General features: G+C 75.4%; 13 protein-coding genes. 2 read left to right on the plus strand and 11 right to left on the minus strand.

Annotated features, from left to right (window positions below; all coding sequences use genetic code 11):
* Positions 1 to 16: 16 nt before the first annotated feature.
* From AB0J86_RS25010 to AB0J86_RS25025, 4 genes are all read right to left on the minus strand, one after another.
* On the minus strand, positions 17 to 427 hold the full coding sequence (locus AB0J86_RS25010; RefSeq protein WP_363860035.1) for a VOC family protein: 411 nt from the start codon (positions 425 to 427) through the stop codon (positions 17 to 19).
* A 51-nt stretch (positions 428 to 478) separates the two neighbouring features.
* On the minus strand, positions 479 to 2,869 hold the full coding sequence (locus tag AB0J86_RS25015; protein WP_363860036.1) for an excinuclease ABC subunit UvrA: 2,391 nt from the start codon (positions 2,867 to 2,869) through the stop codon (positions 479 to 481).
* A 76-nt stretch (positions 2,870 to 2,945) separates the two neighbouring features.
* Complete coding sequence (locus tag AB0J86_RS25020) at positions 2,946 to 3,335, minus strand: VOC family protein (RefSeq protein ID WP_363860037.1); 390 nt, start codon at positions 3,333 to 3,335, stop codon at positions 2,946 to 2,948.
* A gap of 5 nt (positions 3,336 to 3,340) precedes the next feature.
* Positions 3,341 to 3,790, minus strand: coding sequence for a helix-turn-helix transcriptional regulator (locus AB0J86_RS25025; RefSeq protein ID WP_363860038.1), 450 nt, complete (start codon positions 3,788 to 3,790; stop codon positions 3,341 to 3,343).
* Between the two features lie 160 nt (positions 3,791 to 3,950).
* Here AB0J86_RS25025 and AB0J86_RS25030 point away from each other — a divergent pair, with 160 nt between their 5' ends.
* Entirely contained in the window at positions 3,951 to 5,810 is a 1,860-nt protein-coding gene (locus AB0J86_RS25030) for an ABC transporter ATP-binding protein (RefSeq protein WP_363860039.1), read from the plus strand.
* On the plus strand, positions 5,807 to 7,567 hold the full coding sequence (locus AB0J86_RS25035; protein WP_363860040.1) for an ABC transporter ATP-binding protein: 1,761 nt from the start codon (positions 5,807 to 5,809) through the stop codon (positions 7,565 to 7,567). The genes AB0J86_RS25030 and AB0J86_RS25035 overlap by 4 nt, the downstream gene beginning before the upstream one ends.
* A 15-nt stretch (positions 7,568 to 7,582) precedes the next feature.
* Here the strand turns inward: AB0J86_RS25035 and AB0J86_RS25040 are convergent, their stop codons facing one another.
* From AB0J86_RS25040 to AB0J86_RS25070, 7 genes are all read right to left on the minus strand, one after another.
* Entirely contained in the window at positions 7,583 to 7,906 is a 324-nt protein-coding gene (locus AB0J86_RS25040) for a plasmid stabilization protein (protein WP_363860041.1), read from the minus strand.
* 224 nt (positions 7,907 to 8,130) lie between these two features.
* Entirely contained in the window at positions 8,131 to 8,964 is an 834-nt protein-coding gene (locus tag AB0J86_RS25045) for an S-methyl-5'-thioadenosine phosphorylase (protein ID WP_363860042.1), read from the minus strand.
* Positions 8,965 to 8,966: 2 nt separating this feature from the next.
* The gene (locus AB0J86_RS25050; RefSeq protein ID WP_363860043.1) at positions 8,967 to 9,524 is read right to left on the minus strand and encodes a hypothetical protein; all 558 of its coding nucleotides are present in this window, start codon (positions 9,522 to 9,524) and stop codon (positions 8,967 to 8,969) included.
* Positions 9,521 to 10,744 carry a molybdopterin-dependent oxidoreductase gene (locus AB0J86_RS25055; RefSeq protein WP_363860044.1) on the minus strand — a complete coding sequence of 408 codons (1,224 nt, stop codon included), beginning with the start codon at positions 10,742 to 10,744 and terminating at the stop codon, positions 9,521 to 9,523. The genes AB0J86_RS25050 and AB0J86_RS25055 overlap by 4 nt, the downstream gene beginning before the upstream one ends.
* On the minus strand, positions 10,741 to 11,328 hold the full coding sequence (locus AB0J86_RS25060; protein WP_363860116.1) for a methyltransferase domain-containing protein: 588 nt from the start codon (positions 11,326 to 11,328) through the stop codon (positions 10,741 to 10,743). Before AB0J86_RS25060 ends, AB0J86_RS25055 begins: the two co-directional genes overlap by 4 nt.
* Positions 11,329 to 11,507: 179 nt before the next feature.
* The gene (locus AB0J86_RS25065; protein ID WP_363860117.1) at positions 11,508 to 12,227 is read right to left on the minus strand and encodes a DUF2064 domain-containing protein; all 720 of its coding nucleotides are present in this window, start codon (positions 12,225 to 12,227) and stop codon (positions 11,508 to 11,510) included.
* 56 nt (positions 12,228 to 12,283) lie between these two features.
* Positions 12,284 to 12,961 (minus strand): glycosyltransferase family 2 protein, encoded by a 678-nt coding sequence (locus tag AB0J86_RS25070; protein ID WP_363860045.1) that lies wholly within the window; start codon positions 12,959 to 12,961, stop codon positions 12,284 to 12,286.
* Positions 12,962 to 13,047: the final 86 nt, after the last annotated feature.

Genomic DNA, 13,047 nt, shown 5'->3' on the forward strand with positions numbered 1-13,047 from the left:
GTGGGCGCCGGGCGGCTCAGCGCAGTTCCTGGATGCGGACCAGGTTGCCGGCGGGGTCGCGGAAGGCACAGTCGCGGACCCCGTACGGCTGCTCGGCCGGCTCCTGGACGACCTCGGCGTCGCTGGCCTGGAGCCGCTCGAAGGTGGCGTCGAGGTCGGTGGTCGCCAGGACGATGCCGCCGTAGGTGCCCTTGGCCATCATCTCCACGATGGTGCGGCGCTCGTCGTCGGTGATGCCGGGGTCGACGGCCGGCGGGTGCAGGACGATGGAGGTGCCCGGCTGGTCCGGCGGACCGACCGTGATCCAGCGCATCCCCCGGTACCCGACGTCGTTGCGGACCTCGAAGCCGAGGGCGTCACGGTAGAAGGCCAGGGCCGCGTCCGGGTCGTCCTGCGGCAGGAAGCTCGCGTGGATGGTGACGTTCATGCCGGTCACGCTACTGGCGGCCACGGCCCGGTGCTTCTCGATTCCTGACCGTCACCGCCCCACGTACGCCCCGAGGTGCTCGCCGGTGAGGGTGGAGCGGGCGGCGACGAGGTCGGCGGGGGTGCCCTCGAAGACGACCCGCCCGCCGTCGTGGCCGGCGCCGGGACCGAGGTCGATGATCCAGTCGGCGTGCGCCATCACCGCCTGGTGGTGCTCGATGACGACCACCGACTTGCCGGCGTCGACGAGCCGGTCGAGCAGGCCGAGCAGCTGGGCGACGTCGGCCAGGTGCAGGCCGCTGGTCGGCTCGTCAAGGACGTAGACGCCGCCGCTGGCGGCCATGTGGGTGGCCAGCTTGAGCCGCTGCCGCTCGCCGCCGGAGAGCGTGGTGAGCGGCTGGCCGAGGCTGAGGTAGCCGAGCCCGACGTCGACGAGCCGGCCGAGGATGGCGTGCGCGGCCGGGGTGCGCGCCTCGCCGGCGCCGAAGAACCGCTCGGCCTCGGTCACCGACATCGCGAGCACCTCGCTGATGTCGCGACCGCCGAGACGGTGTTCGAGTACCGACGCGTCGAACCGCCTTCCCTCGCACACCTCGCAGGTGGTGGCGACCCCGGCCATCATGCCGAGGTCGGTGTAGATCACGCCGGCACCGTTGCAGTTGGGGCAGGCGCCCTCGGAGTTGGCGCTGAACAGCGCCGGCTTCACGCCGTTGGCCTTCGCGAACGCCTTGCGGATCGGGTCGAGCAGCCCGGTGTACGTCGCCGGGTTGCTCCGCCGCGAGCCGCGGATCGCACCCTGGTCGACCGTCACCACGCCGTCCCGCCCGGCCAGCGAGCCGTGGACCAGCGAGCTCTTGCCCGAGCCCGCCACCCCGGTGACGACGACCAGCACCCCGAGGGGGATGTCGACGTCGACGTTCCGCAGGTTGTGCCTGGTCGCGCCGCGGATCTCCAGCGTTCCGGTGGCGGCCCGTACCGTCTCCTTGAGGCGGGCCCGGTCGTCGAAGTGGCGGCCGGTGACGGTGCCGCTGGCCCGCAGCTTCTCGACGGTGCCCTCGAAGCAGATCATGCCGCCCGCCGCTCCGGCGCCCGGGCCGAGGTCGACGACGTGGTCCGCGATCGAGATCAGCTCCGGCTTGTGCTCCACGACCAGCACCGTGTTGCCCTTGTCGCGCAGCCGCAGCAGCAGGTCGTTCATCCGCTGGATGTCGTGCGGATGCAGGCCGACGGTGGGCTCGTCGAAGACGTAGGTGACGTCGGTCAGCGAGGAGCCGAGATGACGGATCATCTTCGTCCGCTGGGCCTCGCCGCCGGAGAGCGTACCCGCCGGCCGGTCGAGCGAGAGGTAGCCCAGCCCGATCCCGACGAACGAGTCGAGGGTGTGCCGCAGCGCCGCCAGCAGCGGCGCGACCGACGGTTCGGACAGGCCCCGCACCCACTCGGCGAGGTCGCTGATCTGCATCGCGCAGGCGTCGGCGATGCTGATCCCGTCGATCTTCGACGACCGCGCCGCCTCGCTCAGCCGCGTGCCGCCGCACTCGGGGCAGGTGGTGAAGGTGACCGCCCGCTCCACGAAGGCGCGGATGTGCGGCTGGAGCGAGTCGACGTCCTTGGCGAGCATCGACTTCTGGATGCGCGGGACCAGGCCCTCGTACGTCAGGTTGATCCCGTCGACCTTGATCTTGGTCGGCTCCTTGTAGAGCAGGTCGTGCAGCTGCCGCTTGGTGAACTTGCGGATGGGCTTGTCCGGGTCGAAGAAGCCGCAGCCGGTGAAGATACGCCCGTACCAGCCGTCCATGCTGTAGCCGGGGATCGTCAGCGCGCCCTCGTTGAGCGACTTGTTCTCGTCGTACAGCTGGGTGAGGTCGATGTCGTTGACCGACCCCCGGCCCTCGCAGCGCGGACACATGCCGCCGGTGATGCTGAAGCTGCGCCGCTCCTTCACCGTCCGGCCGGCGCGCTCCATCGTGACCGCGCCCGCTCCGCTCACCGAGGCGACGTTGAAGGAGAACGCCTGGGGAGAGCCGATGTGCGGCCTGCCGAGGCGGCTGAAGAGGATGCGCAGCATCGCGTTGGCGTCGGTGGCGGTGCCGACCGTGGAGCGCGGGTCGGTCCCCATCCGCTGCTGGTCGACGATGATCGCGGTCGTCAGCCCGTCGAGCACGTCGACCTCGGGCCGCGCCAGGGTCGGCATGAAGCCCTGCACGAAGGCGCTGTACGTCTCGTTGATCATCCGCTGCGACTCGGCGGCGATGGTGCCGAAGACCAGCGAACTCTTGCCGGAGCCGGAGACGCCCGTGAAGACCGTGAGCCGGCGCTTCGGGATCTCGACGCTGACGTTCCGCAGGTTGTTCTCGCGCGCGCCGTGCACCCGGATCAGGTCGTGGCTGTCGGCGACGTGCGGCGCGGACGCCCGCGTCTGGGTCCTCGTGGCCGTGCTCATCTCTCTCCCTCCGCCCGGGCGTCCGGGTCGCCGGCGCGCCGATCCCCGGCGCCGCGCCGGCGCCGGGTTCTGTCGTTCATCGATCCTGCAGCAGCCCGAGGACGTTGCCGTCGGGGTCGGTGACCGTGGCCACCAGCCGGCCCCCGCCGACGTCGCGTACCGGCTCCTTCACCGTGGCGCCCGCGGCGGTCACCTCGGCCAGCTTCGCCTCGATGTCCGGTACGTGCCAGTAGGCCACCGGCGAGGTCATGGCCTGCGGCCCGCCGGCCGGTACCAGCCCGATCTGCTGGCCCTCGGCCTCGAAGCCGACATAGTAGGACGAGTCGGTCTGCGGGGGCACGCCGAGCAGGGCGGTGTAGACCGCCTTGGCCGCGGCCAGGTCGGATACGGGGTGCAGCACCGTCTTGATGCCCTGCGTGGTCGAGCCGGTCATGGTCCCTCCCGGGTTCGTGTCGGCGATCTCCATGCCGGTCAGGCTAGTTGCGGCTGCCTGGCCCGGGCTTCTCGATTCCTGACCGGTCTGGTCACCTGCTTCGCCAGGCACGACGGGATCCCGGCGGTCGCGCCCGTCGCCTGCCGCCGGTACGCGCTCGGCGGCACGCCGACCAGCTCCGTGAAGCGGGTGCTGAAGGTCCCCAGCGACGAGCAGCCGACCGCGAAACAGACCTCGGTGACGCTGAGGTCGCCGCGACGCAGCAGCGCCATCGCCCGCTCGATCCGGCGGGTCATCAGGTAGCCGTACGGGGACTCGCCGTACGCGAGCCGGAACTGGCGGCTCAGGTGCCCGGCCGACATGTTCACGCCTCGGGCGAGCGCCTCGACGTCCAGCGGCCGCGCGTACTCCCGGTCGATCCGGTCGCGGACGCGGCGCAGCCGCGCCAGGTCGCGCAGGTGCTGCTCGGCGGAGGTTCTGCTGGTCACCCGCGTGATGGTGCCACGCCGCGCCGGAGTTGCCCAGCGCGGCGCGGCGCGCCGGGGTCTCCTCGCCCGCAAGCGCGGGCGCCGGCCACCGAGCGCCGGCGGGCGGGGCGGGGCGGTAATCGGGTCCCGGCGGCCCGGAGGTGATCGATAGCCTGGGCCCGTGCCCCCGCGATTGCCCCATCCCGATCCCGGCGTCCCGGACACCGCGGGGCCGCTGCGGTACATCTGGTGGCTGGTCCGGTGCCAACCGTGGCGCGTGCTGCGCGGCGGCCTGATCGGTACCGCCTGGATGGTCGGCCTCTCCCTGCGGCCGTACCTGATCTCCCGGGCGGTCGACGACGGGCTGCGCGCGCACGACACCCGCGCGCTGCTGCTCTGGGTGGCCGCCATCGTCGCGGCCGGGGCGGGACTCGCCTACCTGGGGATCATGCGACACCGGACGATGACGTTCGTGCGGGAGGACGCCACCGCCCGCTCGGCGGGCGTGCTGCTGCGCCAGCTCGCCCGCATCGGCGCGGTGCTGCCGCGCAAGCTGGCCGCGGGCGAGGTCGCCACGGTCGGCGGGTACGACATCGGCCGTACCTCGCAGGTGCTCACGCTGACCGGACCCGGTGTGGGCGCCGTCATGGCGTACGCGGCCGTCGCCGTGCTGCTCTGGACAACGGCGCCGGCGCTGGCCGCGTTCGTACTGCTCGGCGTGCCGGCGATCGTGGTGGTGCTCGGGCCGCTGCTGCGGCGGCTCGAACGGGCCGAGTCCGCCTACCGGCGGCAGCAGGGCGAACTCACCACCCGGGCCGGCGACATCGTGGCCGGCCTGCGCGTGCTCGCCGGCGTCGGCGGCCGGCACCTCTTCGCCCGCCGGTACGCCGACCGGTCCGGTGGCCTGCTCGCCGAGGGGTACCGGGTGGGCGCGGTCAACAGCTGGATCGACGCGCTGACGCTCACGCTGCCGGGGGTCTTCCTCGCGGCGGTGGTCTGGTTCGGCGCGCGGATGGCGGCCCAGGGCGAGATCACCATCGGGGAACTGGTCGGGGTCTACGGCTACGTCGCGATCCTCGTCGTGCCGGTCTGGTTCTTTATCGAGGGGAGCTACCAGCTGATCCAGGGGCGGGTCGCCGCGCGCCGCATCGTCGACCTGCTCAACCTGACCCCCGACGAGGTCGGGGGACCGGCCGTCGCCGCCGCGCCGCCGCACCCGGCCGAGCTGCGCGACCCGGCGAGCGGCCTGACGGTACGCCCCGGCCGGCTGCTCGGCGTCGCCGCCGACGACCCGGCCGAGGCCGTCGCTCTGGCCGACCGGCTCGGCCGGTACGTGACCAGCGACGTGACCTGGGGAGGTGCCCCGCTGACCGGGGTCGACCTGGACGAGGTGCGGGCCCGGATCCTCGTGGCCGACCACGACTCGTACCTCTTCGCCGGGACCCTGCGGCAGATCCTGCGTACCGGCCCGGGCGGCGGACCGGACGGGCCCGGCGGCGGACCGGACGGACCCGGCGGCGGGACGGGCGGACCCGGCGGCGGTGCGGCCGGCGGCCGGCACGGCGACGCCAGCCGGGGTGACCCCGACGACGACACCATCGCCGCCGCGCTGCGCGCCGCCTCGGCCCGGGACGTCGCCGACTCGCTTCCCGACGGACTCGACACGCCGATCGCGACGCGGGCCCGTACCCTCTCCGGCGGCCAGCGGCAGCGCGTCCGCCTCGCCCGCGCGCTGCTCGCCGAGCCGGAGGTGCTGATCCTCGTCGACCCGACCTCGGCGGTGGACGCGCACACGGAGGCGCGGATCGCGCGGCGGCTGGGCACGGCCCGGGCCGGGCGTACCACCGTCGTGCTGGCCACCTCGCCGCTGCTGCTCGGCCGCGCCGACGAGGTCGCCCACCTGCGCGACGGCCGGATCGTCGCCACCGGCTCCCACGCCGAGCTGCTCGAACGGGACCCCGGCTACCGGGCGCTGGTCGCCCGGGACAGCGGCTCCGGCTCCGGGGACGAGCCGATCGGGGCGCAGGAGGCGCTGCGATGACCGGGTCGGCGGAGGCGGCGCAGGGGACGAAGCTACCCGTGGCGGACCGGCGGGCCGTCCGCGACGCCACCCTGGCGCTGCTGGCCCGGGACCGGCGCGCCGTGGCCGTCGTGCTGGTGCTGCACGTCGGCGCCGCCCTCGCCGGGCTCGGCGCGCCGTGGCTGCTCGGCCGGATCGTGGACGAGGTCTCCGCCGGGGCCGGCGTCGCCACCGTGGACCGCCTGGCGCTCGCCATCGGCGGCTGCGTGCTGGCGCAGGGACTGCTCGCCCGGTACGCCCAGTACGCCGGCCACCGCTTCGGGGAGCGGGCCGTCGCGCGGCTGCGCGAGGAGTTCGTCGCGCGGATGCTCGCCCTGCCCGTCTCGGTGGTCGAGCGGGCCGGCACCGGCGACCTGGCCACCCGCAGCTCGGTCGACGTCTCCACGGTCGGCACGACGGTACGGGACGTGCTACCGGTGATCGTGATCGCGGCCGCGCAGCTGTCGCTGCTCTTCGGGGCGGTCTTCCTGCTGCACCCGCTGCTCGGTCTCGTCGCGCTGGCCGGACTACCGTCGATCTGCCTGGTGAGCCGCTGGTACCTGCGCCGGGCCGGTGCCGCCTACCTCGCCGAGGGGGCGGCGACCGCGGAGCTGACCGAGGCGCTGACCACGACCGCCGAGGGCGCCCGTACGGTCGAGGCGCTGCGGCTGCGCCGGGACCGGATCGAGCACGGCACCGCCCGCATCGCCGAGATGTGGGCCACCCGGCGCGCCACGCTCGCGCTCCGCTCGGTCTACTTCCCGGTGGTGGAGGGGAGCTACGCGCTGCCGGTCGCCGCGGCGCTGCTCGTCGGCGGCCTCTTCCTCTCCCGGGACCTCGTCACCCTCGGCGAGGTGGTCTCCGCCGCGCTCTATCTGCAGCAGGCGATCGACCCGCTGGACCGGCTGCTGCTCTGGCTGGAGCAGGCGCAGCGCGGCATCGCCTCGTTCGCCCGGGTGCTCGGCGTCGGTCAGGTACCGCCGGAGCCCCGTGGCCGGGCCACCGCGCCGCCGGGGGAGCGGCTGGTGGCACGCGGCGCGCGGTTCTCGTACGCCGGCGGCCGGGACGTGCTGCACGGCATCGACCTCGACGTACGCCCCGGCGAGCGGCTCGCCGTCGTCGGCCCCTCGGGCGCCGGCAAGTCCACGCTGGCCCGGCTGCTCGCCGGCATCGACGCGCCGCGCGAGGGCGAGGTGAGCATCGGCGGGGTCGCCGTCACCGACCTGGACCCGGCCGAGCGCCGCCGCCGCATCGCCCTGGTCACCCAGGAGCACCACGTCTTCATCGGCTCGCTGCGCGACAACCTCGCCTTCGCGGCGCCCGACGCCACCGACGAGCGGATGCGCTCCGCGCTGGCGGCGGTGGGCGCGGACTGGTACGTCGACCTGCCGGACGGGCTCGATACGCAGCTCGGCGACGGCGCCCGGGACCTCGGCGCCGCCGAGGCCCAACAGCTCGCCCTCGCCCGGCTCGTGCTCGCCGACCCGCACACGCTGATCCTCGACGAGGCCACCGCGGCGCTCGACCCGACCACCGCCCGGCGTACCGAACGGGCGCTCGCGGCGGTGCTCGCCGGGCGTACCGTCATCGCGATCGCGCACCGGCTCAACACCGCCCACGACGCCGACCGGGTGGCGGTGCTGGAGGACGGGCGGATCACCGAGATCGGCAGCCACGACGAGCTGGTGGCCGCGGGCGGCAGCTACGCCGCGCTCTGGCGCTCCTGGCACAGCTCCTGAGCCCGGGGGCCCGGCTCAGCGGCCGAGCGCCTTCTCCAACTGGGCCTTGTTCATCGACGAGCGGCCCTTGATGTTGCGCCGCTTCGCCTCGCCGTAGAGCTGGTCACGGGTCGGGCCCTGCGCGCCGCTGTGCGAGCGCTTGCCGCCCCGGTGGCCGGAGGAGACGTCCTTGACCGAGGAGCGGCTGGCGGTCCGCGACTCGCCCGCGCGGGCGCGTTCCTTGTTGACGGTCCGGGCCGCGATCTCCTCGGCGCGCTCGGTGGACTCACCCCGCTTCTTCGCGCTGGCCTTGATGTGCTGGTACTGGCGTTCCCTCTTCGGGCTGGATCCGGCGGGCATTTTCCGCTCCTTTCCGTGGCCGGCACAGCCTGGTGGCTGCGGTCCCTCGACGAAGACGACATGCCCGGACCGGCCCGGCGGCAAACGGCCCGAGCATGCCGGAGCGCCGGGGTCGGCCGTGCGTGGGCTGGTCCCCGCCTGCCGGGGTCGGCCCGTGCCGAGGTGCCGACCCGTGCCTGCCCGGGTGCCGGGGGCGGCCGCGCCGGGACCCGGACCGGGGGCGGTCAGGGCAGCGTGATGCCCGTGCGCAGGCCGGCGAGGGCGCGGGCGCAGAGGCAGTCCCGAGGTCCGGTGGGCAGCGCCTTCACCACGTCGACCAGCAACTCCCGCAGGCGTTCCACGCTGCGCCCGAAGACCCTCAGCACCTCCTCCTGCGTGACCCCCTCGCCGACCTCCACACCCGAGTCGAGGTCCGTCACGAGCGAGAGCGCCGTGTAACAGAGGGCCAGCTCCCGGGCCAGCACCGCCTCGGGGTGCCCGGTCATGCCGACGACCGACCAGCCCTGTTCGGCGTACCACCGCGACTCGGCCCGGGTGGAGAACCTCGGGCCCTCGACGACCACCATCGTCCCGCCGTCCACCGGCCGCCAACCGGTGGCCGCCGCGGTCTCGACGACCACCCCGCGCCCGACCGGGCAGTACGGGTCGGCGAACGCCACGTGCACCACCGCCGGGACCTGCCCGTCCGTCCGGGGCAGCCCGTCGTAGTACGTCTGCGTGCGACCGCTGGTGCGGTCGACCAACTGGTCCGGTACGACGAGCGTGCCGGGCCCGTACTCCGGCCGGAGCCCGCCGACCGCGCCCGGGGCGAGCACCTGGCGTACGCCGACCGACCGCAGGGCCCAGAGGTTGGCGCGGTGGTCGATGCGGTGCGGCGGCACGGTGTGACCGCGCCCGTGCCGGGGCAGGAACGCCACCGGCCGGCCGGAGAGTTCACCGAGGAACAACGAGTCGCTCGGAGGGCCGTACGGCGTCTCGACCGGTACCTCGGTGACGTCGTCGAGAAACTCGTAGAGGCCGGATCCGCCGATCACGCCGATCGGTGCGGGCTGGTTCATGGTTACCTCCCGGGGGTGTGTGGATGGGCGGCGTCGCGCCGGTCGTCACGCGCGGCGCTCGGGGCGTCGGGCCGGGCGCCGCGTGGGGCGGCGTCCGGGGCGTCGGGTCGGGCGCCGTTCCCGGCGTCGGGTCGGGTGTCGCGTGGGGTGTCGGGTCGGGCAGCGCGCGGGGCGTCGGGTCGGGCGGTGACGGCGGCGACCGAGATCCCGCCCCAGAGCAGCGCCAGCCAGACCGCGAGCCCGAGCGGGTAGTCCCGGTCCTGGAGACCGGGGTTGGGCGGCGCGGGCGCGGGCCGCCACAGCAAGGGCACCGCGACGAGCAGCAGGATCGCGGAGACCACCAGCCCGGCGGTGAGCCAGGCCCGCCGGACCGGGTCGCCCACCAGCCGGCGCAGGGCCAGCCCGACCACCGCGACCAGCGGGGCCACCAGGGCGTCGTGCAGCAGCGGGCCGCCGACCAGCCAGGGCAGCGCCGGCCCGAGCTGCCCGCGCAGCAGCCACCCGCCGTACCCCAGCGCGGCGCCACCGAGGACGACCAGTAGCAGCCGGATCGTCCTCACCCGAGCACCTCCAGCCGCGTCACCCACTTGGTCTGCAGCACCCCGGGTCGGCTCGGGGCGACGAGCCGGCACGGGTAGCCGTGGTCGGGGGTCAGCACCTCGCCGTTCATGCGCAGCGCGAGCAGGGTCAGCGGGTCGGCGGCGTGCCGCGCCGGCAGGGTGCTCGTGGCGTACAGGCCGGCGGCCTCCAGCGACGACACCCGCAACGGCCGCCCCGTGGGCGCCCCCGCGTGGGTGAGCAGTTCGGCGACGGGTACCCCGCGCCAGCTCGCCGAGGCGCTCCAGCCCTCGACGCAGGCGATGGGGAGCTCGGCGGTGCGCTGCGGCAGGGCGGCCAGCTCGGCGAGTGACAGGGCGTGCCGGCCACCCGGCCAGACGATCTCCAACCGCCAGTCGACCGGTACGACGATGCCGGCCGCGGTGGCGGTGCGGTTGACCGGTACCCCCTGCGGGGCGGCGGCGGAACGCCAGGCCAGCGGCGAGACCCGGCGCAGCCACGGCACGGTGACCCCGGCCGTGGCCAGCACGGCCACGCCGGCCGCGCCGGCCGCGGTACGCAGGAACGCCCGCCGCCCGGCCGCCGCCTCGTCCGGCGTACCCGTTTCGACCGCGGGGTGCGGCGGCGACGGCCGGTGCGCGCCCGACCCGGGCGGCGCGGACGCGGCGGGATCCGGTTGCCGGACCGGCGCCGCGAGCGCGACGCGGATCGCCGGCAGTTTCACCGCGACATGCAGCAGCAGCGCCCCGACCGCCAGGAACGCGACCGCGTAGTGCGCCGTCGGGAAGAAGAACCGCCACGGGTACGACTGCGCGACGTTGAAGACCCCGGTGACCAGCTCGAAGAACGCGGCGCAGACCAGCACCAGGATCGAGATCCGCTCCAGCCCGTGCCCGGCGAGCCGGACCGGCCGGCGCAGCGGCGGCCGGGCGAAGAGCCGCGGGTAGACGCTCCAGAGCTTGGCCAACAGCAGCGGGATCGCCGCCACCCCGGAGAGCACGTGCATTCCCTGGGTGATCCGGTAGAGGTTCACCGGCCGGGTCGGCCAGACGAACCAGCCCGGCGGGTGCTGGACGCCGTGGCTGAGCAGGCCGGTGACGAAACAGAGCCCGAACGCCACCCCGAGCCAGAGCCCGAGCCGGGCCGCGACCAGCGGCGAGTGCGCCGGTGCGGTGAAGTCCCCGGGCGCGGGGACGCGCGGACGGATCAGCGGACGGATCATCGGCGGACCAGCTCCGCGAACCAGCGGTGGCCGCGGTGGAACCGCGCGGCGACCCGCAGCCCGGCCGCGGCGGCGGTACGCCCCACCGCCTCGACCCCGACCCGCGCCCACCGGAACGACGGCCCGCGGTACCGGTCCTCGCCCGCCCCGCCCGAGGCGACGTGGGCGAGTCCCCGCCACAGCCCGGTGCCCGGAGCCTCCACCTCCACCAGCACCGTGCCGTCCGCCCGGATCAGGGCGGAACAGCGGCGTAGCAGTGCGATCGGGTCGCCGCCGATGCCGATGTTGCCGTCCATCAGCAGCGCGTGCGACCAGCGGCCCTCGCCGGGGAGCGGGTCGAAGACGTCGCGCCGCAGCGCCGCCGCGCCCCGGGTCCGGGTCAGGTGCACCGCCTCGGCGGAGATGTCCACCCCGAGGGCGACCAGGCCGCGTCGGGCCAGCGCCTCGGTGAGCCGACCCGGGCCGCAGCCGAGGTCGACGGTCGGGCCGGCACACCGGGCGACGACCGCCTCGACCGCCGGTTCCGGTGCTCCGTACCAGCGCCGCACCGGCAGCCGCGTCCGCCGTCCGTCGGTCTGCACCAGCCAGGGCCCGAACCGGCCCGGCCGCCCGGGGGTAACGGGCGCGGCGAGTCCGCCGGCCGGCCGGCGGAGACCGCCGAGCACCGCCTCGAAGCCGCCCAGGTCCCGTGGGTCATCGGGCGCGGTCCCTGGGTCATCGGGCGCGGCGGACCCCGGTGCCGCCCGCTGGATCGCCGCCTGGTTCACCGCCGCACCTCCCGTACCAGCCGCTCCTCCACCGCCTGCACCGCCCGGGCGAACCGGCCCCGCGGCACCTCGGCGGCGACCGCCCGCGCGGCGGCCCAGTCGTCGACGTCGCACCGGACCGGCAGGGTGGCGGGGCGCAGCCCGCGCCCGGCCAGCGCGGCCACGGTGCGCCGGCCGGTCTCGCCGGTCGACATCGGTACGCCGCGCAGCGCCGTGGCGTGTGCGGGATCGCGCAGCCCCAGCGCCCACCAGCCGCCGTCGTCGGCCGGGCCGAGCACCGCATCGTGCCGGGCGAGCCGGCGCAGCGCCGCCGCGAGCACGGCCGGGCGTACCTGGGGTGTGTCCATGCCGATCTGCAGCACGGGCCGGCCGGGGAAGGCCGCCCCGGCGTCGGCGTGCGCGTTCGCGAGCCGGTCGGCGAAGGTGTCGCCCCGCTGCGGCAGCAGGTGCCAGCCGGAGAGCGCGGCGGCCAGCTCCGCGGCGTACCGGGCGGCGGCGAACTCGCCGGTGTGCGCGAGCACGGGGATGGTCGATCCGGTGGCGCGTACCGTCGCGAGGGTGTCGAGCAGCGCCGCGGCGGCGATGTCGGCCGCCTGCACGGGGCTCGCGGGTGGACAGAGCCGGGTCTTGGCCAGCCCCGGTACGGGCGCCTTCGCGACCACGAGCAGGACCGCGTCTCGACCGGTCGGCCGCCCGGTGCGTGTCGGCGGCCGCACCGTGGCGCTCGTCGGCCGCCGCACCGTGGCGTTCGTCGGCTGCCGCTCCGCGGCGCTCACCGGGCGACCCCGGCGCCGTCGCGCAGCACCGAGGCGAAGTCCCGGGTGGCGCGCAGGGTGCCCCGCAGCGAGCCGGAGACCTTCGACCTCGTCCCCACGGCCCGGGGCGCGTAGCGGACGTCCCGCTCGACGATCCGCCACCCGTGCGCCGCCGCGCGCAGCAACAGCTCCAGCGGGTAGCCGAAGGCGCGGTCCGCGACGCCGAGCCGCAGCAGCGGTTCCCGGCGGGCCACCCGGACCGGGCTGATGTCGCGTACCGGCACGCCCCGGCGCCGCAGCAGCGCCGCGACCAGCGCGTTTCCGGCCCGGGCGTGCCACGGCCAGGCGTCGGCGGAGACCGGGCGCCGGCGGCCGACGGAGAGGTCCGCCCAGCCCTCGGCCACGGGCGCGACCAGCGACGGCAGCTCGCCCGGGTCGAACGAGCCGTCCGCGTCGAGCACGCAGACCAGGTCGGCCTCCGCCGCCAGCAGGCCGGTGTGGACGGCGGCGCCGTAGCCGCGCCGGGGCTCGGGGACGACCCGCGCCCCGTACCGGGCGGCGATCTCGGGCGAACCGTCGGTGGAGCCGTTGTCGACCACGACGGCCCGGTATCCCGGCGGCAGTCCGGTCAGCACGGCCGGGAGGGCCGCCGCCTCGTCCAGGCACGGCAGCACCACGGCGATCGTTGCGTTCATGCCGGTCACGCTAGGTCCGCACGGGGTACGGGCGGGCCGGTCGCGCCCTTACGGATCCCTTACGCCGTACCGGTTCCTTACGAGTC

The sequence above is a fragment of the Micromonospora sp. NPDC049559 genome, assembly GCF_040676675.1.
Classification (GTDB): domain Bacteria; phylum Actinomycetota; class Actinomycetes; order Mycobacteriales; family Micromonosporaceae; genus JBFAPK01.

What these genes read in the sequence shown, in the direction of transcription:
- AB0J86_RS25035 (WP_363860040.1), top strand. Translation starts at nt 5,807, where the DNA reads ATGACCGGGTCGGCGGAGGCGGCGCAGGGGACGAAGCTACCCGTGGCG.
- AB0J86_RS25070 (WP_363860045.1), bottom strand. Translation starts at nt 12,961, where the DNA reads ATGAACGCAACGATCGCCGTGGTGCTGCCGTGCCTGGACGAGGCGGCG.
- AB0J86_RS25020 (WP_363860037.1), bottom strand. Translation starts at nt 3,335, where the DNA reads ATGGAGATCGCCGACACGAACCCGGGAGGGACCATGACCGGCTCGACC.
- AB0J86_RS25045 (WP_363860042.1), bottom strand. Translation starts at nt 8,964, where the DNA reads ATGAACCAGCCCGCACCGATCGGCGTGATCGGCGGATCCGGCCTCTAC.
- AB0J86_RS25015 (WP_363860036.1), bottom strand. Translation starts at nt 2,869, where the DNA reads ATGAGCACGGCCACGAGGACCCAGACGCGGGCGTCCGCGCCGCACGTC.
- AB0J86_RS25055 (WP_363860044.1), bottom strand. Translation starts at nt 10,744, where the DNA reads ATGATCCGTCCGCTGATCCGTCCGCGCGTCCCCGCGCCCGGGGACTTC.
- AB0J86_RS25040 (WP_363860041.1), bottom strand. Translation starts at nt 7,906, where the DNA reads ATGCCCGCCGGATCCAGCCCGAAGAGGGAACGCCAGTACCAGCACATC.
- AB0J86_RS25010 (WP_363860035.1), bottom strand. Translation starts at nt 427, where the DNA reads ATGAACGTCACCATCCACGCGAGCTTCCTGCCGCAGGACGACCCGGAC.